Here is a 24,352-nt window from a genome sequence, read left to right on the forward strand (position 1 = left end):
ATTTAATAATCTGGACATATCAATAATAGTAGAATAGGAGAAAAAACAATGGCGAAGTTCCGAGTCAAAGAAACACTAGCCAAACTGAAAAAAGTGAAAATCCGATTCAATGTAGGAAAACGTCAACAAGTAGCAATTCCACCACCGCCGCCAAAACCTGTTCCCAGAGGGTTCAAGGTTGTTGATAAATATCCACTTTATGAGCCGTTCGCTCATGTCGCTATAGTGCAAAACCCAAAAACAGGCGAACACAAATACATACTAGACGAGTTACAGCTAGACCCTCTAGAAAGAAACGTCTACAACCGCATCTTGGAAATATTACTCGCAGAAATTGAATCACCAAAAGAGGAAATCTTAGACCCGAGAAAATTTTTCGCAGAAGAAGCCAAGAAAATTGTTGATAAATACCGCATAAGCTTAGGATGGTTACCAGACGTTTCATGGTACAAAATTCTATATCACGCAGAAAGAGACCTTGTAGGTTTCGGCAGAATCGACCCATTAATGCGAGACCCCAATATTGAAGACATTTCATGCGACGGAGTAGGCAAACCAGTCTATATTTGGCATAGAAACTACGAAAGCATTGAAACTAACCTTGAATTTGAAAACGATGAAGAGCTTGACAACGTAGTTGTAAAACTGGTACACATGGCTGGAAAACATGTAAGTTCAGCCTTTCCAATAGTAGATGCCTCACTGCCGGGTAAACATAGATTGGCAGTGTGCTATAGGCGTGAAGTTACGCCATTCGGAACAGCATTCACCATCAGAAAATTCAGAGAAGACCCCTACTCAATAATAGACCTAATAAACCTGGGCACATTCTCCGAAGAAATGGCAGCCTATTTCTGGCTATGCCTTGAAAACAGAGCCTCAATAATGGTTTTAGGTGGCACAGCAGCAGGAAAAACAACGGCATTAAACGCTCTCGCCTGCCTCATCAAACCAGGAAGTAAAATAATAACTATAGAAGAAACAGCAGAACTCAATCTGCCCCATGAAAACTGGGTCTCACTCATAGCAAGACAGAGCTACGGCTTAGGCGGAACCAGCGTTGGTGAAGTAACACTCTTTGACCTCGTAAAAACTTCGATGAGACACCGTCCTGACATACTAATCGTAGGCGAGGTTAGAGGTCAAGAAGCCTACGTGCTTTTCCAAGCTTTAGCCACAGGCCACGGTGGCATGTGCACGATGCACGCTGAAAACTTGGATTCAGCGGTGAAACGTTTGACGCAAAAACCAATGGACATTTCACCTGCCTACATTCCATTAATGAATATTGTGTTATCGGTTCAAAGAGTTCACTTAGTGAAAGGCTCCGAGAAGAAAGCGTATAGGCGTGTAATGGATGTGAACGAAATCGCAGATTACGAAGACTACAGATCTGCGTTAAAGTGGAACCCAACCAAAGACGTGTATGTATCTTCATTTGACAAAAGCTTAATGCTAACGAAAATTTCTGAGCGGATAGGCATTACCAAGAAAGAATTGATAGAGGAATTGAATAGACGCAAAGACGTTCTTCACTGGATGCGAGAACGTAACATACGCAGCTACAAAGACGTAGCCGCAATCATAGCAGAATACTACGCTAGACCAAAACAGATTTACGAGAAAGTTCTTGCGGGGGAGGAGGTTAAAGTAGTTGTCGCTGCTAAAAACCCTTGAAGCTTGGTCTTTTCGCATCTTCGGTAGACTAGCGCCTTCCTTCCTGAAGAATGTCTTCGAATTTAAGGGCTATTTGGAAAGGGCGAAAATCAAGATTTACCCAGAAACCTACGTTTCAATGATGTTTTTTATTGCTGTGCTTACACTTCCCGTCAGTATAATATCAATACTGCTCCTTTACTTCTATGGATTTTTACCAATAATATTCTTAGTTCCACTTCCATTCTATGTCATGATAGGTTTTCTGTTAATACCCATGTCAAAAGCAAGTGATAGGGCAAGCAACCTCGAGAGAGAAATGCCCTTCGCAGCCTCGTACATCAGCGTCATGGCTTCAGGAGGCATCGCTCCTTACACAAGCTTTAAACGGCTTGCAGAAGTTGAGCTAATGCCTTCAATGAGAAGCGAAGCAAGAGAAATCTTGAAGGATGTGGAGATTTTCGGAATAGACCCACTCACTGCTATAGAGAATGCAGCAAAGAAAAACCCGTTAGATGTGTTTAAGGATTTTCTTTCAGGCTATGCATCAACGGTTATTATAGGTGGCGACATTGGACATTTTCTTGAGAGAAAAGCCGAGGATATTTTCAAAACAAGAGCTATGCGCGTTAAGGCTGCAGCTGAAAGGCTTGGAATGCTCTTAGAGACCTTCATAATCGTAATGGTTTTGATGTCTCTATGCTTCTACATACTGTTCAGCGTAGAATCATTCTATAGTGCAGGCATATCAAGTTCTTCTGGCATAATTCTATACACTTACTTGTTCACGCCTATGTTGTCAATGGTTTTCATTTACTTAGCGCATAGTATGCAGCCCAAAACGCCAGTTGTAGAAACACGCCCCTACAAGGTCTTCGGAATCTGCAGCGCAATAGCAATAGTGCTACTGATGCTACTCACAAATTTCTTGGGATTCATAGAAGTCCCATTCCTAAAACCTATTCAAACAATGGTAGACTTGCCCATAGCAATCTCCATAGCCTTATTCATTGCAACCGCGCCAGCAGCAGTCGTACACAGTAGATTATCAAAGAAAAAATCCAGCATGGAACAAGGCATAAACAGCTTCCTGAGAGACTTAACAGAAGTCAGAAAAACTGGACTATCACCAGAAAAATGCATCGAAAGCCTTGCTCACAGGGATTATGGCGAATTCAGCAAAGAACTACGTAAGATAAGTTCAGAAATCTCTTGGGGAGTCCCAATTAGGAAAGTGATACTTGATTTTGTCAAGCGAGTCAAAAGTTGGATGACTCAAGTCATCATGTTCTTACTTGTCGAAACGATAGATGTGGGTGGCGGAACGATAGCCATGATTGAATCCATAGCTAGGTTTAACAATCTTACTCAAGAAGTTGATAAAGAAAAGCGAATGGCTGTTCGCCCCTACGTATTAATGCCCTATTTTGCTGCAATTCTGCTAGTAGCGACGACGACAATGATGATTGGTATAATGCCAGCAACTCTGGGAGTTGCAGGAGGTTCGAAAGCAGCAAATCTAGGTCCGACAATAACGATTTTCGTTACTTCAAGCATTTTCCACAGCTACCTTATCGGTTTGGTTGCGGGTAAAATCAGTGAAGAATCAATTGCTGCCGGTTTCAAACACGCCTCTGTTCTGGTAATAATTGCTGTGTTGGCGGCAAAGTTGACCCCAATGTTAATGGGTTAAAAAAGGGAGAAAAATGAAAATAAAAAATATTCACCTTAACAAGATAAGAAAAGATAAAAGAGCGGTTAGCCCAGCAATTTCTGCAGTTATAATAACAAGCGCTGTTGTGTTGTTGGTTCTTGTAGCGGTTGTTTTTGCAAACAACTACTTGAATGGACGAATAGCGGAGAACGAGTTTGCCGCGATGAAACAGTTCATGCAAACAGTAGGTTTGGATATAGACGATGTGGCGTGGATGCCAGGACGTACGCAAACAGTTCGTTACGCAAGCAAATATGGACAGATATACTTTGAAACCGCAGTTTTGAATTACACTGTCTATGTAAACAAAGGTGCGGGGTATGTTTACTTAGCAAATTACACTACCGGCGTCATCCTATTCAAAATGCCTATAAACAGATATTCAATTGGAGACAATTATCACGAACGTATTTTTCCCTTAGATAACTCTTTTCTTCAGAAGGGAACATCCGCGCCGGTAAATCACATTTTTGTTGTTGAAAAGTTAGCGATGAATGATGGAAGTTTCATAAGAATAGTTGTCGCCCCATCAATCAGAATGTTGAATTCAACAATTTTCACAGGAGGAGAAACGATTAATTATGCAAAATTTTACTTGCCCATACTCAATTCTGGGAACCATTCTTACCTTTCACAAACCGTTACACTCATGGGAAAGAATGTTGCTGTTAAAACAGAGGGCAGCATTAACTCGGTTAGAATAGAAGTTTCTTTCCTAAAACAAAGTTTAGGATTTAACGAGAGTTTCTTCAACTTTCGAAGCACAGTGGAAGAAATTGACGTAATGGATGGTTCTGTTGTTGAGTTTTACACTGGAGAGGTGACTACATCGTTAGGGCTCTACCCATAATGATGTCAAGGAGGAAATATGAATGCCTCATATAACTATCGAATACGTCATCTTGGTTCCAGTTTTAATATTACAGATTTTCCTATTTCCAATTACAGCAAGCTGGCTCATGAGCACATGGGTGGATTCGCGAAGAAGTCTAGCTCTTCAAGAAGCAGCTAGCCATTTAGGTAGTATAATGCAGCAAATGTATTTCTCGTTAAGCCACGAGACAATATTAGCTGGTTCTGTAACGCAAAAACCAGATGTTCCATTATATATAGAGAATAACCCATATACGGGAAGCGCAACACTGAAAACGGTAGTAGACGAAACCCAGAATGCGAGCAAAATTTTGGACATAACCTTCAAACTAGAAAACACTGGAATTACAGCAACAACACGCGTTATTCTAGGTCAAAATGCTTTATGGAAAAATTCCACTTTCGTGAGCAACTCAGCCAACACTTGCATAGTGGCTGAGAAGTTTGAGAATGGAACAATCTCTCTATCTTTTGGAGGATGAGGGAGAAATAAACAATGGCAGGTTCAACAATAGACCACCTCGTTTCCGTCGTTGCCTTTCTAGCGGCGATACTAATTTTCATTAGTCTATTTAACCAAATTCTGCAAACAGCAGCACTATATCAACGGCACAGAAGCCTCGCAATGAAATGCAGTGACCTGCTTGACAACATGTTACTGAGCCCAGGCATACCGTCTAATTGGGGACAAACTAATGTTACTCCGACTGGCTTTGGACTTCAAGATCCAGAATTTACACAGTACAGACTTAGTGCATTCTCGCTTATGCGATTGATTTCTTCTGTTGGAACGCCAGTATATTACCCAAAAACTGGTCAATGGTACAGTAACATAACAATGGGTTTCGGAAACTTCTTGCTAACATCATTCAGTGAGGCTATTAACTATTCAACCGCATCCAGACTCCTTGGATTAAATGGTACATACGGCTTCCAATTAACTATAACGCCAATCGTAACTCTTTCAATTTCGGAAATCCGATCTAAAAATCCATTGAGAATAGCGGTTAATGTCACTGGGAGAGGGTTTCCTCTCGCAAATGCTGCAGTAAGCTACTGCTTTCTCACGGTTGAACTCGCAGGAGGAGAAGGGTCATTTCCATCCTATAAAACAACGTATGGCACTGTTTATACTGATGAAAAGGGTTCGACATTGTTAGAGTTTTCAGAGATTACAAAAGAAGACACTTCATATGCTTTAATCGCGTATGCCCAGTTAAGTGGACTTATTGGAGTTGGATATCATCAACGTGTAAGTTCCAGTGGACAATATGTAGTGCCATTTGTCGATAACATCGCGGAAGGTAGAGTGATTATTGCTCACAGTTATGATGTGCAGTATTTTGGACCGCCAGTGGCAGAAGTCGCTTACAATGCAACTTTTGTTTTATTGGCAGAAGATTTCACTCTGCGTGAAGTACCATTAGGTGCGGATAAGATTGGCAAGGTGAATTATGGCGAAGGACAACCATATAAGAATGTTACTATTCCAACTCATAACCCAGGTATTTTGGTTATCACTTACAGAAAAAGTGCTGTAGAAGGAGGCGTTATCATGATGCCTTGGGGAATAAGTGCCATGGCTTTTCCAGTGGTATTTGGAGAAGACCCTTCAGGAAAGGAATGGGTAGCCACAGATATACGTCAAGTAATAGTTAACGACATTGCTTATCAAGCGACCTTGGCTTTGTGGAGCCTTGAAGGTTATCAGGTGATTAAGTAAAATGATGCGAACAATTGAAGTTTTACTCGTAATAATCATAATCACCGCAGCCTTCATAATCTCCTCCTTTTTCGCCGTATTGCCACAGCCACGAGAAGTCTCGCCCCTCAATTTAAGAAGACTCGCATTAACAACTCTTCAAACGTTAGATAGAGATTACGACTTAAGCGAGATCGTGTTCAAACTAACTGATGACTTGTCTTGGAGCAAACTACAAGTAGCCCTCGCAGCAACGTTACCTCCTAATATTGTTTATAACCTGACAGTTTACGAAGTCTCAAGCGATGGCGCTATACTTTATAGCCCTCTTAAATCAATCTCTAATGCTGAAAGCCTTGGAATAGATTCGGAAGCTTCCTCTTATCTGGTTGCTTCTTCTAATGTGACTTTCAATGTTGTCCCAGAGAAAATTGGAGAGCAAGGCGGCGGAGGAACTCTATATATATTGAATTGCAGTGATGCCAATGGATGGTGGATCACTGGATACACAGCCCAAAGCCTCGCAGAAGACTTATACAACCTTCTCTCGCCATATTTCCAAATCACAATAATGATTCAAAACACGGCACAACTTGCACAGATACTAAATGGCACAGCGCTTCAAAACGAAGTCTTACAAAACGCCGTGGTTATAAACACTTTTGGAGAAGCTGTACCGATACCCGCAGGATACTATGCAAGTTCGGACGTTGGATATGACGCAGCACACAGTTCTTACGCCAGATATTGCCATACGTTGGGATTAAGAGTGCGCCAGTACAATTGGACATGGGTCAGCATAGTAGGCTACCCACTCTACTATGTCAGTAATACTGCATTATTTCCAGACGAACAAAACACATGGGGCATATATGGAATGGAGTATGTTGGACCAGCAGGATTAACAGCGTTCCTTCAAGGCATAGACAATCAAAACTACGTATATAATTCAGGCTGGATCACGGGAAGCCCTGGAGTTGTCTACCTTTCCAACGAAGCCTTATACTATTGCAATTATTATGGTATTTATCCTTCTCCATATCAAACAGCCACAAGAGCACTTCCCTCATCAATACTGAATACTTACCATTTAACGGTAACATCCTACATATTCAATCAAGTAGACAACTGGATTGCAGGCGCTTTTTTCAAGAACAATGTCTCAGGTTCTTTTCTAGCTTTGGGTTTAACAAGAACCCCGGATATTAGACTTACAGCGCTTGGTCTCTTGTGCGGTTATAAACCTAGACTTTACCGATCTGAGTATACAGCTTATGGGACTTCTAGACTTGTGGTTTTGCAGCTTGGGCTTGTTGGAGGTGTGTAATTGAATAATAAAGGCCAATTTTCAATAATCGCTGCCTTGCTCGTCGCAATTATCCTCATAACAACCGTCGTAATCACTTACTCTACAATACGCAACAGTCCAATTCGAGATCAGCCGCAAGTCCAAAGTGCAATAGACGAAACAAACCTTGCCTTGAAACAAATTCTAGGCTTCACAATAGGCTATTATGGCTCTGTCCTGCAGGTTACAGGAAACTCTTCTTACGCGAAGACACTTGCCCTAAACTATCTTCAGAGCGGATTAGAAAACATGGGAAACATGCACCCAGAATGGGGAACATCATTCAACGTAACCAGATCACAGCTCTACGCCTACTGGTTCACAAATACCAGCTACAGCACAGGAGAACTCGTAATAACATACAATCTTACTGGTCTCGGAATTTACGGGGTATCCTATGAAACATCAAGCAGATTAGATGTGAAAGTCATGAACACAACAGCGGACAATGAAGCTTGTTTAGAGATAACCAAAGATGGAAGTGAGCCACTTATAAATCTTGGAAAACAAAACTTCAAGTTTTACCGTTATTGGGAAACAAATTCGTCATGGTCACTAGTTGAGCCAAGCGGAGAGCCTATAGCCTTCGCAAATGGCACATATTTGGTAGATATTCCATCAGGGATAGATCCTCAATCTTATGTTATTCAAGTTAAAGATTCGAGGGGAATAATTGTTGTTGCTTCCACATTCAGCCACTATACGATTACATTATCGTGGAGCTCTGCTCAATCCTCATCGCAAAATTACGTGGATAACAACACGTCGGATGTAGACTCCTCAGAAGACAAAGGATCGCATAGTAGCTTTCAAGCTCAACAATCTTTTGACGGAGTTTTCGACACTCTAACGGAAGGAAAGACCAGCAAGAATTACCTAGCTAAAAAAGGAACTTTCACAAAAGCTACAACAACTGGAGCACAGACAGTCACTGGTGTCGGTTTCACACCAAAAGTGGTTATCTTATGGTGGACAAGGCAAACTTCATTTGGCGAATTATCCTCTATTCGTGTAGGCTACGGATTCGCGACTAATTATAGCGGGCTATATCAAAATCGCGGGGTTGCATTTGCCTCAGACGATGGACTAGCAGACTCAAATGCCGGAAGATACAGGTCTGAAACATATTCAATAATAATTTTGTCTTCAGGAGAACCAACTGCCTCGGCTTTAGCCAGCATAACGAGTTTTAATGCGGACGGATTTTCCTTAAACTGGCAAATAAACGAGAATAGAGCGGATATAATACACTATTTAGCTTTAGGCGGAGAAGACTTAATCTACGCGAAAGCAGGCTCATTTAACTTATCGACAGCATCTGGGACACAAGACATAACAGGTGTCGGCTTTCAGCCGAATTTTGCAATGTTCCTTTGGACTTATACAGAAGCAGTGGACACAAGCACCTCACACGCTGAGGTAGGCATAGGATTCGCTGCATCCCCAACAAAGAGAGCTGCAGTAGTTGCTGTTTCGGAGGATGGTAGAACAAGAACAGACACATGGCAACAACAAAGAGCAGACTCGTGCATACTTCTTCTAGACCCAACATCCGGCAGTCAAGACGCGATTGTTGATTTCAGCCAATTTTTAGCCGACGGTTTCAGAGTTAACAAAATTGACGCGCCAGCAGCCATAACTCCAATCTTTTATCTTGCATTAAAAGGTGGCAACTACGATGTAGGAAGTTTCAATTCACCAACTTCCACAGGAGCACAAGACATCGCAACTCTCGGTTTTCAACCAGCAGCGATAATGCTGACAACACAAGGACGCTCATCAACTGCAATAGGTTCAAACGCTGAATTATCTTTAGGCGCAGCAACAACCGCGACTGACAGAGGCGCAACATGGTTTGAAGACCCAGATAACTTGCAAGATTCAGACAATGAAATGGAAACGTTAAACACAAAAATTATTCAATGGAGAGACAGAACAGCATTGAACAGTTTTACTTTACGAGGCTCAGCAGATTTTGTTTCATTCCTGTCAACCGGATTCAGGTTAAGCTGGAGCAATGTGGAAGCTTCTGGAAGACAGGTAATTTATGTGGCATTTGGAGGAGATAACTATGAACTTGACTTGGAAGTTCAATGGACAAATGTTTACTATAACGGAACAACAGAGGAGCTTGCCATCTACGTTGACACTATGAACGCTACAGAAAACTTGCGAGTGGATGTTTGGTATGGCGGCTCATGGCAGAATCTTTTCCCAAATCTCGTAAATGGATGGAACAACGTTTCAGTTATTCCTTACCTAGACGCTTCAGTGTTTACTATAAGATTTAAGGGCGCTACCGAAAGCTTGGATTCTATTCAAGACAGTTGGAGGATAGACGCAACAATTCTGAAAGTTTGGCCATCTCCAGATTTGTACGCTTCTTTGCAAAATGCGACGGTTGTTGTTGAGTTGTTGCAAAATGGCACGATGAGATGGCTCGGCCAGAATTTGCAGTTGTCAACACAGGCTAAACCTATTCCGCCTATACCTGTGAAGGCTATTCGGGTGAACCAAACTATAGATGGTGTAGATACAGAGGTTCCGTTCCAAATTGAAGATTGGGCTTCAGAATATCGCATACCGTTAGGATTGACTAATAATGCGAGCGTTTTTAACAACAGGAACATGTTGGTTTTTCTCGTAACCAGCAAAGTTTCCAAAATCACTGTTTGGTGGGAAGGAGGTGACAATGTTAACCAAACAGCTTATGCATACACAAACAGATACTTCATTGGAGATAATCCTTCTGCAGAAACGCTGACAAATGGCATATTGACACTTCAATTCGGTGGTGGATTCACCTTAACATCAACTACAGGAAGCGTAACTTCCACTACTAGATTCATGCGCATCAACAACGAATGGAGCGTTTACGGAGCAAGCCCAGCGTACGTAATTCACCATGGCATAGTAAGGGACATAGTGCATCAGGAATCTGAGTGGAGCGGTGGAGCTAATAACTGCCCGAATCTGTACGCCCATGTAGTAATAACTTTGCCAGCTAACGCATCCTACTATACTTACCAGTTGAGACTAATGTTTGTAGATTCGCAACAAGCCAGAACCATCACAGACTTGTGCCCACTCAAATTAACCACTACAATAGGTACACCACAAACTGAAAATGGAGCCGTAGGTGGATTTCCTGTAGTCTCGGAAGCGACCGGTCTATTCTATAATGCCTCAAGTTCCACTTGGGAACACCATTGGAGCCAATTCATCTCCGGAAATAGAGGTGCAGGAATAATGTTCACTGAGATGGCGAATGAAATGCTCTACGTTTTTGATGCTATTGCAGGAGACAAAACAGGCGCTCTCAGAGTTTCTAATGCCACTGAAAGAGCTATTGAATTAGCTCCAGTAACATCGATGGCTCAAGTTGCATTTACATACGCATTAGATGTCACATGGCATGGTGCCGTTGTTACATTTGACGGAACCACGCCAATTTATAGTGGAGAAAACGGCTTGTGGATAATTGTCGAGTATCCACCAACAGTTACGGTTACAACGGAGGGTTAGGTTTGCACTGCTCAATCCTCGAGTTATTTAGAATGCAGATTTCAGATTCATACAAGTTAAATAAGAAATCTGAGGATTTCCTAAACAGCAAAAGGGAGATGCTATGTTAACAAAGAATAACGTGTTAAAATCTAAAAAAGCCATATCACCAATATTGGCTACGTTATTGCTGATTGTTATTGCCGTTGCAGCTATAGTTGTTACATATGCATGGATAATGACTTACGTAAGTAGTGCTGGACAACAAGCGGGCGTAACGTTGTACAAAGAGAATATTTACTGGAATTCAACTGAAAAAAAGACTTACATAACCATAGGCAATTCTGGAACTGGCAACACTAAGATAGTGAGGCTTTACTTGGGAACAGCGCAGGCTAACCTTGTTAACGTGACGGCATATACGAACATTGGCATGGGAATCATGCTCAACGCAAAGTCAGTAGCCACAATAACATTGTCTTGGCCAAACGACGTAGCAAACGACTGGACATCTGGAAACTACTATTACTTCAAAATAGTCACGGAAACAGGACACGAACTACCATTTCCAGAACAAGCACCCTAATTCCAAATTTTCAATAATTTCTATCTTAGAATGTCTAAGCTTTTATTGCAACGAAACCTAATTTTTCATTAAAGCAGCCTAACAGTTATTATAGGCAATCGTTAAAATAGAAAGCTCGTCGTTGTTGAGTGGTGCGCGGATTTGCAGTCAATACTTGCCTTAGCAAGAACTTCGCTTGCTCTCGCATTTCTAGCATATGCTTCTTTTTCTGATTATAAAACTCGCGAAGTAAGCAACAGTGTGTGGATACTGTTTGCGCCTCCAGCGTTTGCATTAACATTTATGGAGCTGATTCTTTTTGAGCAGTCTCAACTGCCCTTTTATGGCTTAAGTTTCGGTTTGACATCAGCCTTCGCAATAATCCTTTTCTATTCAGGAGGTTTTGGAGGTGCTGACGCGAAGGCTTTGATGTGCCTAGCGCTTGCGTTGCCCTTTTATCCGGAAAAGTTGTTCGCTCCATTATCGGGGCAGAATTCGCCAATTTCGCAAATGCTTTTTCCAATAAGTGTTTTCAGTAACGCTGTCTTGTTTGCGGCGGCTGCGGCAGTTTATATTCTTTTGCGTAATGTGTTTTGGCGCTGGAGAACTGGAAAAGAACTTTTTGGGAAAGGTTATGAGAGTGAATCTTTGGGGAGGAAAATTTTGGTTTTGATAACTGGTTACAAGGTGTCTATTGATAAGTTAAAGCAGAAATGGCATTTGTATCCTTTGGAAGATGTGGAGGAAGAAACTTTCAAACAGAAATTGGTCATCATTCCTAAGGATGAAGAAAGAAACGCCATAGTTGAACGGTTGGCTAAGGCTGTGGACGCTGGGAAAATTGAAAACGGCGTTTGGGCAACTCCTGGTCTTCCAATGCTCATTTTCATTACTGCAGGTTTAATTGTTGCCTTGTTTTTTGGCGATATTATTTGGGTTTGCATTCGCTTCCTGCTTGGGTAAAGCCATAAGAATTTATGAAAAATGTTATCTGGATTCGCTGGTTACTTTGCTTAAAGGTGAAGCAAGGCGTGTATTCTGGTTTTCTTGAAGAACTGTTAGATTTCTTGAAAAACGGAATTCGAGAATTTAACGTGGTTGTTATGCCTGACTTTTTCCTTGACCGTTTTTTGAGTATAAATTTTGATGCAGAGAGTTTCTGCGACACTCTCATGGATGTGGTTAAACGAAAAGGCGGAAGCATAGATGGTATTGAGCAAGTAGAGTTTAGAGGCGGAAACGCGATTAATACAGCATCAGCTTTGGCTACTTTAGGTGCGAAGGTTACTCCAATAGTCTGCACGAGTAAATTAGGACTAGAGTTTATCAAATTTTACCTTAAATCCAACAGGGTTAATCTTTCTCATGTAAAGATTCTTGAAAAGCCATCAATAACAACCGCTTTGGAATTCAAAACCGAAAAAGGAAGAGCCAATGTTATGCTCAGAGATGTTGGTTCGCTTGCTGATTTTGGACCAGATAATCTAAATAGCGCAGATTTTGAAGCAATTGAGAAGGCTGATTACGCGTGTGTTTTTAACTGGGCTGGGACTAGGCGTTTTGGAACAGAATTGGCTGAAACCGTTTTTAGACACGTTAAAACAAAGGGGAAAGGCAAGACTTACTGTGACACGGCTGACCCAACTCCTAACAAAGGAAAAGTTTCTGAATTGACGCGGAAAGTTTTGCAGAGCAGATTTTTGGATATTTTGAGCGTAAATGAGAACGAAGCAGTGTGTTATGCATTTCAAGTGAGTGGTGAACTGAGAAAGACTGAAAAACGCTTGAAATTTGACGAATTGGCGAAGGAAGCCGCTAAAATCTTGAGATTGCACTTATCTGTGCGGATTGACTTGCACACGACGAGCTTTTCGGCAACATTTACCAAAAAAGGCGGAACAGTTGTTCCTGCTTTCAAGGTTCCAGTTTTGAGAGTGACTGGTGCGGGTGATGCTTGGAATGCGGGAAACATTGTGGGAGATGCTTGCGGGCTTTCGGATGGTTGTCGTTTGTTGCTGGCTAATGCAGTTGCAGCCTATTACATTTCAAGCCAGAATGGTACGCATCCCACGAGAGAAAAGCTGATAAAATTTCTTAGAAAGTTTAAGCGGAAAATGGCTCTATAGCAAATGCCTAAATTTATTTAAACCATAAAGGTGAATTAGCCCATTTAGGGATGCTGGGAAAGATTGAAGTCAAAGCTGTTTGGTAGTTCCGGTGTGCGGGGTTTAGTGAATGTTGATTTAACGCCTATTTTGGCGGTTAAAGTGGGTTTGGCTGTGGCGACTTTTTGTAAAGCGAAAAAAGTGCTTGTGGCGCGTGATACTAGAGTTTCGGGTTTGATGATTGAGAATGCGTTGGTTTCGGGTTTGTTGGCTGGAGGAGCGGATGTTAGTTGTTTGGGAGTTGTGCCGACTTCTGTTTTGGCGTTTTTGACGAAGCAATTGAATGCGGATGCAAGTGTGATGATTACTGCATCGCATAATCCGCCACAGTATAATGGTGTTAAAATTTTTGGTAGCGATAGCGTGGCTTATGGCGAAAAGGAACAGGACGCGATTGAAGGAATTATTGAGAGTGGACGTTTTAGGTTTGTGGATTGGCGTGATGTTGGTGAAGTCGAGTCTGTTGACAAAAGCGCGTTATACATTGAAATGATAAAGAAAAGTGTTAAATTGCGCAAAAAATGGCACGTGATAGTTGACCCTGGATGCGGCGCCACATATAGCCTTGCACCTTTAATTTTTGAAAGGTTAGGATGCAAAGTAACTGCTGTCAATGCACATGCTGATGGGTTCTTCTCTGCCAGAAGTCCTGAACCAAATGCTGAGGTTTTAAGGCCTTTGGCTAGGATTGTTCGAGAATTTAGTGCTGATGTTGGGATAGCCTATGATGGTGATGGTGATAGGGTGAGTTTTATTGATGAGAAAGGCAGTTTTGTGGATTTTGACCGTATTTTAGCTGCGTATGCTGCATACGTGGTGGCTAAAGAAAAGGGCGGAGTTGTGGTGACGAATGTTGAGGCGTCTATGTGTGTTGAGAAAATGGTTGAGGCGCATCGTGGGAAGGTTGTTAGGACAAGGGTTGGTGATGTTTATGTTGCGGAGGCAATTAAGCGGCATAAGGCGGTTTTTGGTGGAGAACCTTGTGGAGCATGGATTCATCCTCAAATCCATTATTGTCCAGATGGGATACTTTCTTCTGTGTTGCTGCTTGAGGCGTTGGAAGAAAAGGGTGGAGGGCTTTCGGAATTTGTTGCTGAGACGCCTAAATTTGTGACGCTTAGAGAAAATGTTCACTGTGAGAATAGTGTGAAACTTAAGGTTATGGAGAAGGTTGAGAAGGGATTGAAGACTGTTTTTCCAAAGTTTGTGGAATCATCTATGGTTGATGGTGTGCGTTTGGCTTTCGAGGATGGGTGGGTTTTGGTTAGGGCTTCTGGTACTGAACCGCTTATTAGGTTGACGGTTGAGGGTGAATCATTAAAAGCGGCAAAAGAGATAATGGGTAAGAGTGTGGTGTTTGTTAGGAAACTTGTTGAGGAGATGGGAAAGTGAAAGCGGTGGTTTTGGCTGCTGGAGAAGGAGTTAGGCTTCAACCAATCACGTCGACTAGACCGAAGCATTTGATAAAGGTTGGCGGAAAAACGATATTGGGACATTGTTTAAGCGCTGTGAAAAGTTGCGGGGTTGACGAGGTTTTAATTGTTGTTCATTATATGGGGAATGCGATTCGCGAATTTTTTGGTGATGGCAAAAGGTTTGGGTTAAAAATCGATTATGTTGAACAGAAGGGCGTGCTCGGTACAGGTGATGCTGTGAGTGTTGCTGAGCCTTATGTGGAGGAGGATTTTCTGCTGGTTTATGGTGACTTGCTGTTTTCTGCAGAAGCTGTGAAGAACGTTGCTAATCTGCATAGGGAAGAAAAACCTGCGGCAACGATGGCTGTGGTTCCAGTTGAGAATCCGGAGAATTATGGTGTAGTAGAGCTTGAGAACGAGAAAACTGTTAAGCGTATAGTAGAGAAGCCAAACCGCGGTGAAGCGCCAACAAACTTGGTGAATGCGGGCATTTATGTGTTTTCAACTGAAATTTTTGAAAAGTTGAAGGCGACATCGAAATCGGTTAGAGGCGAGTTGGAAGTGACGGATGCGGTTTCGCTTTTGGCTAAGGATAAGACGGTTTTGGCTGTTAAGATTTCGAGGGAGGATTGGATTGATATTGGTAGACCTTGGGATTTGCTTGAGGCGAATCGTTGGGCGTTGATGCGAAGGGAGCATAAGGTTTGTGGGATTGTGGAAAGCGGCGCGCATTTGGTTGGTCCTGTTAGTGTTGCGGAAACTGCGCGGATACGTTCTGGAGCTTATGTTGAGGGGCCGGTGTTTATTGATGAGGAGAGTGATGTTGGACCTAACTGTTACATTCGTCCGTATACTAGTATTGGTAAAAAGGTTCGAATTGGGAATGCTTGTGAGATAAAGAATAGTATCCTTATGGATGGCGTGCATGTTGGGCATTTGTCTTATGTTGGCGATAGCATTTTGGGTGAGAAGTGTAATTTGGGGGCTGGCACGGTTACGGCGAATTATAGGTTTGATGCTGGAACTGTGAAGATGGTGGTTAAGGATAAGGTTGTGGATAGTGGGAGGACGAAGCTTGGTGCGGTTTTGGGTGATAATGTGAAGACTGGGATAAATGCGCTTTTCATGCCGGGTGTGAAAGTGGGATGTAACAGTTGGATTGGCCCAAACGTTGTGGTTAGTCGTGACGTGAAGGCTAATGCGGTTGTGTTGTTAAAGCAGGAAGTTGAAGAAGGGAAATTGAATTCTTGATGGGTTATTTTTTAGTCTCTGCGGAGGCTATCCCCTCCCTTATAAATAGGTTGAAGTTTGCCTTCACTTTTAGTGTAGTGTTAGATTATTGGTTGATTTTTAATGTTGAAGAAGTAGCTATTTCTTTCATTTTTTGGGCGAGTTTGGTGTTTAGGAGTTTGTCTGTGTTGCCTATTGCTTGTTCTACATTTGAATCGTATGGGATTTCGCCGAGAAACTTCACACCTAACGTTTTGGTTTGTTTTTGAATAGTGTTCGAATTGTCCATTTTCATGTTTTCAATAACGCCTATCACTGGAATTTTCAGCTCTTTAAGTAAACCTACGAGTTTTCGAACTGTTTCGAAGGCAAGTTGTGAAGGCGTCGTCACAATTAGAAAGTTGATGCGTTTAATCAAGCGTATGAGGTCGAGTGTTGCGTCGCCTATTCCAGGCGGCATGTCTACTACGAGATAATCCAGCTTTTCCCACTTCGTGATTGAAAGCAGTTCAATCAAAGCGTTTGAAACGTCTGCGCCGCGCAATGGAGCAGCACGTTCGCCGGAATAGTAGATTATTGACATGTATTTTAAGCCGTGAACAATTGGCGGAACAATTCCTTTCTCTTCTTTCGGCTGCACACCCTCAATGCCTAAAATCAAATGGGTTGATGGACTGGTGAAGTCCAAGTCGAAAAGTCCAACTTTGTAGCCTTCTTTTGCCAAAGTCAGCGCAAGCGTTGACGCAACGAGGCTTTTGCCCACTCCGCCCTTGCCGCTTGAAACTGCTATTATATTGTGTATTCCACGCATCCTCTCGTCTATGATGCTGACGCGAGGGTCAACCATCGCCTTTCTTCACTCCTTTAATGCTTTCAAGCCAGACGCCTCGTCCTCGTAGTATTTCAAAGTCTGGGCTTCCGCATTTTGGACATTTGACATAGGTGTGGGCGACTTCTGGAATGAAGTGTATGGCTTCAGAAGCATCATTGTTAAGCTTTTCCTTTTTGAAAAGCCACTTGTGTCCGCAGACTCTGCATTTGAACTCAGCTTCTGCAATTTCTATTTTGAACTTTGCGTTTTGGAACTTGGCGGGTTTAAGCTGTGACAAGGCGAATTTGAATATGTCAAGTTCTAACTGTTGCAGTTCTCCAACTTTTATCGTGACTTCTCTAACGCTGTGTAGTCCTTCTTTTTCAGCAATTTCAGAAGCAGCGGCAATCACTGCTTCAGCCAAAGCCCACTCATGCATAAAAAAGCCTAACACAACCGGACCTTTTAAAAATAGTGCCAAAAAGGTTAAACATTATAAATTAAAGGAAGATATTATCTGCTCATGCCAGACAAAGTTCATTGTGCACACATTCTCGTCAAAACAGAGCAAGAAGCTAAAACAGTGTTAGAACGCCTAAACAAGGGCGAAAAATTCGCCAACATCGCCAAAGAAGTTTCACTATGCCCCTCCGGAAAACGCGGCGGAGACCTTGGAACATTCGGCAGAGGAAAAATGGTCAAAGAATTCGAAAACGCAGCGTTTAAACTTAACAAGGGAGAAATCTCGCCCATCGTGAAAACAAAGTTTGGGTATCACATCATAAAACGATTGGAATAACAACCAAGCAAACATTTACGCCAAAGCTTGCTTCAACGCCTTTTCGACTTCTTCCCGTATAATGTAGCCTCCAATGTGAAGAATAGGCTCCTTAACCTCCGGGTCCACATTCATTGTTGCCGTGCACGGATAGCTATGATGAGCCTTTGCAATCGCATCATAAAGAACTTCTCTTTTCGTTTCCACTCCTATTAATTTTCTCGCAACATACCACGTGGAGCCGCATGGAGCACTTCGCCTAACAACAGCCGCCTCAACAACTTCACGCTTACCTCTCTCCGCAGTCAAAATCTCCAAAGAAGGCCTACCAATTCGAAGCTCATTCACAAATCCTGAAATTACAGGCTTATCCTTTGCCGGCTCAAGCGAACAGAAAGGCTTCGGAAACGCGCTTTCTAAACCCAACTCTTGACATTTCTCCTCCACCTGCTTTCTCAAGCCAGAAGGCACTTCGGCAAAATCTTCTATCGGCACAACCAACCCTTTTATCCCAACTTTTTGCAAATGATACGGCAACTCCAACAACAAGTCCTTATGCAATCCCGACGCAACGCACAAATCAGCCTTCGGCACCGCCTTAGGCATGTACTTTTCAGGATTGTCAACAAAAGCAGGAAGCTCAAGTGGGCTTGGCAACTGCATTGCAGCACGAATGTTACGCACATAACTGTAAACATTATATTTGCATGAGTCGCAGTACAAACCGCAAGACTTGCAGAAACTGGGGTCGTTAATTAAATTCCTTATAACCCGCTCTGCAAATTCTCCACTATAAATGAAAACGACCGTTAACATTTGTTCTTTGTGAGCTTTACTCAAACCAGACCACTTTTACCTTTTTACTTACCAGCCGCCGCTTTAATTGATTTTGCTGAACAAAGCAAAACTATGCTAGAACAGCGGATTAGACTAGAAAACTCCAGAGAAAAAGAGCCAAGAAAATGGTTATCAACGCACTCAAAATGTCAAGAAGCACACCCGCCTTAACCATCTCCTGCATCTTAACCCTCCCAGTACTATAAGCAATCGCATTCGGCGGCGTACCCACAGGAAGCATAAAATCGAGACTAGAACATATAGCAACAAGCACCGCAAGCACAACAGGACTCATCCCAGACGCCAAACCCACCGATATCGCAATCGGTATGAAAACGCTGGAGCTTGCAGTGTTACTGGCAACTATGCTAAAGCCCAGGGCAGAAAATGCCAAAAGAAAAATTGCGCTTATACCGCCACCACCAGTGGCTTGCGTTATGCCTTGACCAATCCAGCCGGTCAGACCGGAAACTTCCAAAGCTGAACCGAGACTCAAGCCTCCACCAAAAAGAAGCAGAGTATTCCAACTAACCTTAGGCAAGTCATTCTCATCCAACAAGCCAGTTAGAAAAAGCGCGACAGCAACAACAGCTGCAACAATGCCCGAAGACAAGCCATGACCACTCCAACCAGTCAACTCAACTAAGGGTTCAGGAAGCTGCCCAGTAACCCACAAAACAACCGCAAACATAAACAATGCAAAAGTAATTTTTTGCTGTTTAGTCAACTTTTTGCTTTGCGTTTCCACCTTCGGAAGCTCTTTAACGTCTGTAGGAAAAATCTTGAACAAGAGCAACCATATCACAATGACTAAAATAGCAGTTAAAGGCAAACCATAAAGGAACCACTCGAAAAATGAAAGATTATACCCAACAGTCTTTCTCAGCATCGCAGCAGCCAACGCGTTAGAAGGCGTCCCGATCAACGTCGCTAACCCCCCGACAGTAGCAGAGTAAGCTATTCCCAAAACCATAATTTTCGAAGCATTCCCCCTCTCGTCTTTAACATCTGCAGTTAAACGCAACGCAAGCGTCATCATAATCGCCGTGCTCGCAGTGTTACTTATCCACATAGAAAGAAAAGCCGTGGAAACCATAAGCCCCAAAGTAACCATCTTCAAATCCACACTAAAACGCGCTACGATTCTCTGAGCGAAAACCTCATCCAAATCATGTTTTTCTATGGCTAACGCAAGGAGAAAACCGCCCAAAAGAAGAACCACAATCGGGTCAAAAAAAGGTCTAAGCGCAGCCTCAAACGATTGAATACCAAGCAACGGCTGAGAAACCGCAATCAAAAGCGACGTCGCAGCCAATGGAATAGCAGTAGTAATCCAAAGCGAAGCAGCCATAACAAAAACAACAAAGGCTAACTGCATACCTGTGCTTAACCCGCTAGCCGCAAAGTAAGCAACAACCACAACAACAGACACAACAGCAATCTTCAACAGTCGCTTACTCAACGACGAAAATTTCATCAAAAACGCCTACTCACACAACTCACGAATCGAAGCTACCTCACATTTTTCCACACACAAAAGCTCTTTAAGCAAAGCCTCAAACTGGAAACGGTCTTCAATGTCCACCACAACATGCAAAACGCCCAGAGAAGGATAACGTTTAACCATAGCCTTCTGAAAAGGCGGCACAATAATCGAAGCACTAAAATCAGCTCTAAGCTTAGAATCAGCCAACGCTTGACCAAGCTTCAGCAAAATGTTACGTTCAATTAAGTCTCCGCGAATTATCACCTCTAAAGTTTTAGTCTTTCCCAAAGACGCCACCTTAAGTCAAGCCTATGGTTTCAATTCTATTTATCTTTTCTTAGCTAAGAAAGAAAGATCAACGTACATATTCAGGCATCTGCCCCGCGGCAAGCAACACTTGTTGTGCGAATAAGTCCTCCGTAATTGGTCCCATAAAATCTACTTTCTCATTAATGACAGTCTTCGGAACACCCATAACCGCATATTTTTGAGCTAAATGAGGAAACTCGCCAGAATCAACCACGTCAGCTCTTATCAAGTCACTTTCAATTGCAAACTTGTGCGCAATGCTTGCAACTATTGGACAGTAAGGACAAGTCAAAGTCACAAAAACCTGAATGTGCACAGGCACTTTAACTTCCTTAAGCTTGTTTTTTGTTTCTTCCGAAAGGTCCGTTTTTCTTCTCGAAACGTTTATTATGGCTTCCAAAAGCGTGGCCAACTCGTAGCCGAAGGGCAACCCGTAAAATCGGATTCCATAATCTTTCTCGCCCATAACGATTAACGCTGGAACCTTGTCAACGCCATACTGTTTCGCCTTTTCCGCGTCAGCCACAAAATCGTAAATTTCAACCTTAATTTTATCATTTAAAGCCGCAACCTCAGTGATTAGTTGCCGCGTCTGCGAACAGAACTGGCACTCAACCGTTTGAGTAAACATTACGATTCTTACGGGATTCTCCAGTTTTTCATTAAGTTCTTCTTTAAGATGCTCCTTATGCTCGTCGGGTATCAGACTCATCCCGCCACCCTCAAATTATTAACGCGCTATACTACTCCTTTTTTATAGCCTCATTGCTTATTTGTTTTCCCAAATTGAAAAAGAATAAAAGAAAGAACGCAAAGAAAACTCAATCAACCATCATTAGGGAGGCAGTAAATATTGACTAAACTTTTCGCAAACGCAAAACTCGTTAAAGACTATAGAATAGATGTTGACGACGGCAGAAACCACGCAATATGCCTCGATTTGCCACGAGACACTGGAACTGACATGGGACCATCAGCCTTAGAACTATGCATAATGAGCCACGCAGGTTGCTATGCGACCATTTTTGTCTTAACAGCCAAAAAAATGAGAATCTCTCTGAAAGATTTGGAGGTTAAAGTGGAAGCCGTCAAATCTGAAGAGGTAGGCACAGTTACCGAAGCAAAATTTGACATCACAGCAAAAGGCGTTCCAGAAAACAGAATACAAAGAATACACGAGGTAACTTTGCAAAACTGCCCAGTTGGAAAACTCTTCGAAAAAGCAGGAGTCAAGCTAAGCTACAAGGTAAAAGCTATAGAAGAATAAAAAAAGTCGATGCTTACCTCTCTTTTTTAACAAACTGGTCCTTAGGCGCGCCACAAACTGGACAAAGCCAATCATCAGGTAATTTTTCAAAGGGCGTTCCAGGTTTTACGCCGTGATCAGGATCTCCTTGCTCTGGGTCGTATATATAGCCGCAAACTGTGCATTCCCACTTATCCAATTATTAAAGCCTCCGAAAATCAAAAATGATAATAACGTTTTGTGAGTAAATAAATAATTTGGATGTGTCTAATATGGAAGCGACCAAGTTTTATGCACTCCCAAAACTGCCATATGGCTATGGCGATTTGGCACCGCATATGTCTGAAGAACAATTAACAATACACCATAGTAAACATCATCAAGCATACGTTAACGCCGCAAACGCAATCCTTCAAAAACTCGACAAAGCACGCAAAGAAAACACAGATATAGACGTTAAATCCACCCTGAAAGAACTCTCATGGAACATAGGCGGACATCTGCTACACTCACTTTTCTGGGAAAACCTTGCACCACCAAGCAGAGGAGGAGGAAAACCAGGCGGAATGCTAGGCGACGCGTTAGAGAAAGAATTTGGAAGTTTTGAAAGGTTCAGAAAAGAGTTCACGCAGGCTGCCGTGAGCGTTGAAGGTTCCGGTTGGGCGGCGTTGTCATATTGTAGGCAGACTCATAGACCCATAATAATGCAAATCGAGAAACACAACACTAATGTTTATCCAATGTTCAGAATTCTGATGGTTTTGGATGTCTTTGAACACGCATACTATATTGATTATAAGAATGACAGAGCCAAATTCGTCGAAACCTTCTGGAACATCGTCAACTGGGACGAAGTAAACAACAGAATCAAAGAACTGCTAAAATGAAAAGCGTAATAGCTGAAACGTTCTTTCACCAAACCCTTTTTTAACCTATCAAACAAATACACAACTATTCACGGAAGTGGAAAAATGAACATTGTAAAAATCGCAGGTAAAAACAATAAGCACAAAGTTCTCGTCTACGCATTAAGCACATGCGCATGGTGCAAAATGACGAAACAATTTCTGAAAGATAACAGCGTCGAATACGAGTACGTTGATGTTGACTTGTGCAATGAAGAAGATAAAGAAAAAATCAAAAAAGAAATTTTGAACAGAGGCGGATACCTCAGCTACCCAACGATAATAATTGATGATAAAATTTTGATAACAGGTTTCCGCAAGGACAAGTTAAAGGAGACTTTGGGAATTTGATAACTCTTGAACAAGTTCGCCAAAGAGCAGAAGCTGACGCAAAAACGTATGGTTATTACTTGAACCCCAACCAAGATTTCTTGAAAGACCTTCTTGAAGGACTAAAGCGTAATGAAGAACGTTACGGTTATCCATCATGCCCATGCCGGCTTGCTTCTGGAAATTTTGACTTTGACAGAGACATCATATGTCCTTGCGATTATCGAGACCCAGATGTTCAAGAATTTGGAGCGTGTTACTGTGCTTTGTATGTGAGAAAGGATGTTTTTGAAGGAAAAACTCCTCTGCAGCCTGTTCCAGAACGTAGACCGCTGGAAAAACAGGTCAGAGCGTACGAAACTGTTTCGGTCTCGGCAGAAAAGAAAGCTGAAACAGCTACTGCAACAGCGAGAACGCCTTCAGCGGTTAAACAGAAATTGTGGTATTGCAAACAGTGCGGTTACGTAGTTTTCCGAGAAGAGCCACCTTACATCTGTCCGATTTGTAAGGCAAAAAGGGAAATGTTTGCTGAAATAACGATAAGCATGAGCATGCAAGGATAAACTTCGTTTTACCGTGTCACTTTTATTTCGATTGTTTTCCAGTCCTTATTTATCCCTCTTAGAGATGTCACTGCACCGACGACCGTGCCGCTTAGAATTTTCGTGACAAACTCGTTAAGCGCGATTTCTTCTCCGTCAACCAAAAGCTTAGCTTCCAAACACATCACCTCAAACTAAAATCGCTTCAGAAAGGTAAAAGTTTTCTGTCACCTCTAAGCAAAAGTGTAAATGTCAAGAGGCGCACCATTTGGGGAAAAAACTTTCAAATGTAACTCTTAAAGATAAAACAAAGGTTGCAAAAATAATTAGGCTGCTTGAGAAGGAACATCCCGACGCAAAAATAGCGCTAAACTATTCTAATCCTCTCGAACTTTTGGTAGCCACAATTCTTTCAGCCCAATGCACCGACGAAAGAGTAAACATAGTCACAAAACAACTGTTCAAGAAATACAGAAAAGCAGAAGACTACGCTAATGCAGATTTAAAAGAGCTTGAACAAGACATAAAGAGCACGGGATTTTACAGAAACAAAGCTCGAAACCTCAAAAAATGCTGCCAGATGCTTGTTGAGAAATACAACTCGCAAGTTCCAAAAACAATGAAAGAAATGCTGGAACTACCGGGTGTTGCAAGAAAAACTGCTAACATTGTTCTTTCAAACGCTTATGGCATAGTTGAAGGAATAGCCGTGGACACACATGTTCGCAGACTCGCAAAAAGACTTGGACTGACCGAAAACGAAGACGCAGCCAAAATAGAAGAAGATTTGATGCAGCTAGTTCCGAAAGAAAAGTGGATGCGATTCACGGACTTGCTAATATTTCACGGCAGAAGAGTGTGCATAGCAAAGAAACCAGAATGCAAAAAATGTGTGTTAAATAAACTCTGCCCATCAGCTTTTACATTCAGTTAAGT

26 protein-coding genes are annotated in these 24,352 nt (G+C 42.2%); 18 read left to right on the forward strand and 8 right to left on the reverse strand.

The window, feature by feature from the left end; translation table 11 throughout:
- Nucleotides 1–48 precede the first annotated feature (48 nt).
- The 12 genes from QXW63_03870 (at nt 49) to QXW63_03925 (ending at nt 16,193) form a co-directional block, all read left to right on the forward strand.
- Nucleotides 49–1,677 (forward strand): type II/IV secretion system ATPase subunit, encoded by a 1,629-nt coding sequence (locus tag QXW63_03870; GenBank protein MEM3461030.1) that lies wholly within the window; start codon nt 49–51, stop codon nt 1,675–1,677.
- Nucleotides 1,655–3,349 (forward strand): type II secretion system F family protein, encoded by a 1,695-nt coding sequence (locus tag QXW63_03875; GenBank protein MEM3461031.1) that lies wholly within the window; start codon nt 1,655–1,657, stop codon nt 3,347–3,349. Before QXW63_03870 ends, QXW63_03875 begins: the two co-directional genes overlap by 23 nt.
- A gap of 13 nt (nt 3,350–3,362) precedes the next feature.
- Nucleotides 3,363–4,220 carry a hypothetical protein gene (locus QXW63_03880; GenBank protein ID MEM3461032.1) on the forward strand — a complete coding sequence of 286 codons (858 nt, stop codon included), beginning with the start codon at nt 3,363–3,365 and terminating at the stop codon, nt 4,218–4,220.
- 22 nt (nt 4,221–4,242) lie between these two features.
- Nucleotides 4,243–4,725 (forward strand): hypothetical protein, encoded by a 483-nt coding sequence (locus QXW63_03885; protein ID MEM3461033.1) that lies wholly within the window; start codon nt 4,243–4,245, stop codon nt 4,723–4,725.
- A 14-nt stretch (nt 4,726–4,739) separates the two neighbouring features.
- A complete protein-coding gene (locus QXW63_03890; GenBank protein ID MEM3461034.1) occupies nt 4,740–5,966 on the forward strand; it encodes a hypothetical protein in 1,227 nt (408 codons plus the stop codon).
- A gap of 1 nt (nt 5,967) precedes the next feature.
- Complete coding sequence (locus QXW63_03895; GenBank protein ID MEM3461035.1) at nt 5,968–7,272, forward strand: hypothetical protein; 1,305 nt, start codon at nt 5,968–5,970, stop codon at nt 7,270–7,272.
- Nucleotides 7,273–10,818 carry a hypothetical protein gene (locus tag QXW63_03900; protein ID MEM3461036.1) on the forward strand — a complete coding sequence of 1,182 codons (3,546 nt, stop codon included), beginning with the start codon at nt 7,273–7,275 and terminating at the stop codon, nt 10,816–10,818. It begins immediately after the preceding gene.
- 103 nt (nt 10,819–10,921) lie between these two features.
- On the forward strand, nt 10,922–11,383 hold the full coding sequence (locus tag QXW63_03905) for an archaellin/type IV pilin N-terminal domain-containing protein (GenBank protein MEM3461037.1): 462 nt from the start codon (nt 10,922–10,924) through the stop codon (nt 11,381–11,383).
- Between the two features lie 141 nt (nt 11,384–11,524).
- Nucleotides 11,525–12,325 carry an A24 family peptidase C-terminal domain-containing protein gene (locus QXW63_03910; protein MEM3461038.1) on the forward strand — a complete coding sequence of 267 codons (801 nt, stop codon included), beginning with the start codon at nt 11,525–11,527 and terminating at the stop codon, nt 12,323–12,325.
- Between the two features lie 14 nt (nt 12,326–12,339).
- Entirely contained in the window at nt 12,340–13,488 is a 1,149-nt protein-coding gene (locus tag QXW63_03915; protein ID MEM3461039.1) for a carbohydrate kinase family protein, read from the forward strand.
- Nucleotides 13,489–13,551: 63 nt separating this feature from the next.
- Nucleotides 13,552–14,919 (forward strand): phosphoglucosamine mutase, encoded by a 1,368-nt coding sequence (glmM, locus tag QXW63_03920; protein ID MEM3461040.1) that lies wholly within the window; start codon nt 13,552–13,554, stop codon nt 14,917–14,919.
- The gene (locus QXW63_03925; GenBank protein MEM3461041.1) at nt 14,916–16,193 is read left to right on the forward strand and encodes a sugar phosphate nucleotidyltransferase; all 1,278 of its coding nucleotides are present in this window, start codon (nt 14,916–14,918) and stop codon (nt 16,191–16,193) included. The genes glmM and QXW63_03925 overlap by 4 nt, the downstream gene beginning before the upstream one ends.
- Nucleotides 16,194–16,278: 85 nt before the next feature.
- On the opposite strand, the gene QXW63_03930 is transcribed toward QXW63_03925, so the two are convergent.
- Nucleotides 16,279–17,019, reverse strand: a complete 741-nt coding sequence (locus tag QXW63_03930; GenBank protein MEM3461042.1) for a P-loop NTPase — start codon at nt 17,017–17,019, stop codon at nt 16,279–16,281.
- The gene (hypA, locus tag QXW63_03935; protein MEM3461043.1) at nt 17,012–17,422 is read right to left on the reverse strand and encodes a hydrogenase nickel incorporation protein HypA; all 411 of its coding nucleotides are present in this window, start codon (nt 17,420–17,422) and stop codon (nt 17,012–17,014) included. The genes QXW63_03930 and hypA overlap by 8 nt, the downstream gene beginning before the upstream one ends.
- An 84-nt stretch (nt 17,423–17,506) precedes the next feature.
- On the opposite strand from hypA, the gene QXW63_03940 reads away from it, so the two are divergent.
- Complete coding sequence (locus tag QXW63_03940) at nt 17,507–17,782, forward strand: peptidylprolyl isomerase (protein MEM3461044.1); 276 nt, start codon at nt 17,507–17,509, stop codon at nt 17,780–17,782.
- A gap of 15 nt (nt 17,783–17,797) precedes the next feature.
- On the opposite strand, the gene QXW63_03945 is transcribed toward QXW63_03940, so the two are convergent.
- From QXW63_03945 to QXW63_03960, 4 genes are all read right to left on the reverse strand, one after another.
- On the reverse strand, nt 17,798–18,601 hold the full coding sequence (locus QXW63_03945; GenBank protein ID MEM3461045.1) for a DUF166 family protein: 804 nt from the start codon (nt 18,599–18,601) through the stop codon (nt 17,798–17,800).
- 85 nt (nt 18,602–18,686) lie between these two features.
- Nucleotides 18,687–20,075: a DASS family sodium-coupled anion symporter gene (locus QXW63_03950; GenBank protein ID MEM3461046.1), complete on the reverse strand. Its 1,389-nt coding sequence runs from the start codon at nt 20,073–20,075 to the stop codon at nt 18,687–18,689.
- A gap of 9 nt (nt 20,076–20,084) precedes the next feature.
- Entirely contained in the window at nt 20,085–20,372 is a 288-nt protein-coding gene (locus tag QXW63_03955) for a hypothetical protein (GenBank protein MEM3461047.1), read from the reverse strand.
- A 67-nt stretch (nt 20,373–20,439) separates the two neighbouring features.
- Nucleotides 20,440–21,105, reverse strand: coding sequence for a thioredoxin family protein (locus QXW63_03960; GenBank protein MEM3461048.1), 666 nt, complete (start codon nt 21,103–21,105; stop codon nt 20,440–20,442).
- Nucleotides 21,106–21,246: 141 nt separating this feature from the next.
- Between QXW63_03960 and QXW63_03965 the strand changes: the two genes are divergently transcribed.
- Nucleotides 21,247–21,660, forward strand: a complete 414-nt coding sequence (locus QXW63_03965) for an OsmC family protein (GenBank protein MEM3461049.1) — start codon at nt 21,247–21,249, stop codon at nt 21,658–21,660.
- Between the two features lie 13 nt (nt 21,661–21,673).
- On the opposite strand, the gene QXW63_03970 is transcribed toward QXW63_03965, so the two are convergent.
- Nucleotides 21,674–21,838 carry a rubredoxin gene (locus QXW63_03970; protein MEM3461050.1) on the reverse strand — a complete coding sequence of 55 codons (165 nt, stop codon included), beginning with the start codon at nt 21,836–21,838 and terminating at the stop codon, nt 21,674–21,676.
- Nucleotides 21,839–21,911: 73 nt separating this feature from the next.
- Here QXW63_03970 and QXW63_03975 point away from each other — a divergent pair, with 73 nt between their 5' ends.
- The 3 genes from QXW63_03975 to QXW63_03985 all read left to right on the forward strand — a co-directional run bounded on the left by QXW63_03975 (nt 21,912) and on the right by QXW63_03985 (nt 23,437).
- Nucleotides 21,912–22,526, forward strand: coding sequence for a superoxide dismutase (locus tag QXW63_03975; GenBank protein MEM3461051.1), 615 nt, complete (start codon nt 21,912–21,914; stop codon nt 22,524–22,526).
- An 84-nt stretch (nt 22,527–22,610) separates the two neighbouring features.
- Complete coding sequence (locus QXW63_03980) at nt 22,611–22,895, forward strand: glutaredoxin family protein (GenBank protein ID MEM3461052.1); 285 nt, start codon at nt 22,611–22,613, stop codon at nt 22,893–22,895.
- Entirely contained in the window at nt 22,892–23,437 is a 546-nt protein-coding gene (locus tag QXW63_03985; GenBank protein ID MEM3461053.1) for a ferredoxin-thioredoxin reductase catalytic domain-containing protein, read from the forward strand. Before QXW63_03980 ends, QXW63_03985 begins: the two co-directional genes overlap by 4 nt.
- Before the next feature lie 8 nt (nt 23,438–23,445).
- On the opposite strand, the gene QXW63_03990 is transcribed toward QXW63_03985, so the two are convergent.
- On the reverse strand, nt 23,446–23,595 hold the full coding sequence (locus QXW63_03990) for a hypothetical protein (GenBank protein MEM3461054.1): 150 nt from the start codon (nt 23,593–23,595) through the stop codon (nt 23,446–23,448).
- Between the two features lie 89 nt (nt 23,596–23,684).
- Between QXW63_03990 and nth the strand changes: the two genes are divergently transcribed.
- Nucleotides 23,685–24,350 carry an endonuclease III gene (gene nth, locus QXW63_03995; protein MEM3461055.1) on the forward strand — a complete coding sequence of 222 codons (666 nt, stop codon included), beginning with the start codon at nt 23,685–23,687 and terminating at the stop codon, nt 24,348–24,350.
- The last annotated feature ends 2 nt before the right edge of the window (nt 24,351–24,352 follow it).

This window comes from Candidatus Bathyarchaeia archaeon, assembly GCA_038873195.1.
Lineage (GTDB): Archaea > Thermoproteota > Bathyarchaeia > Bathyarchaeales > Bathycorpusculaceae > DSLH01.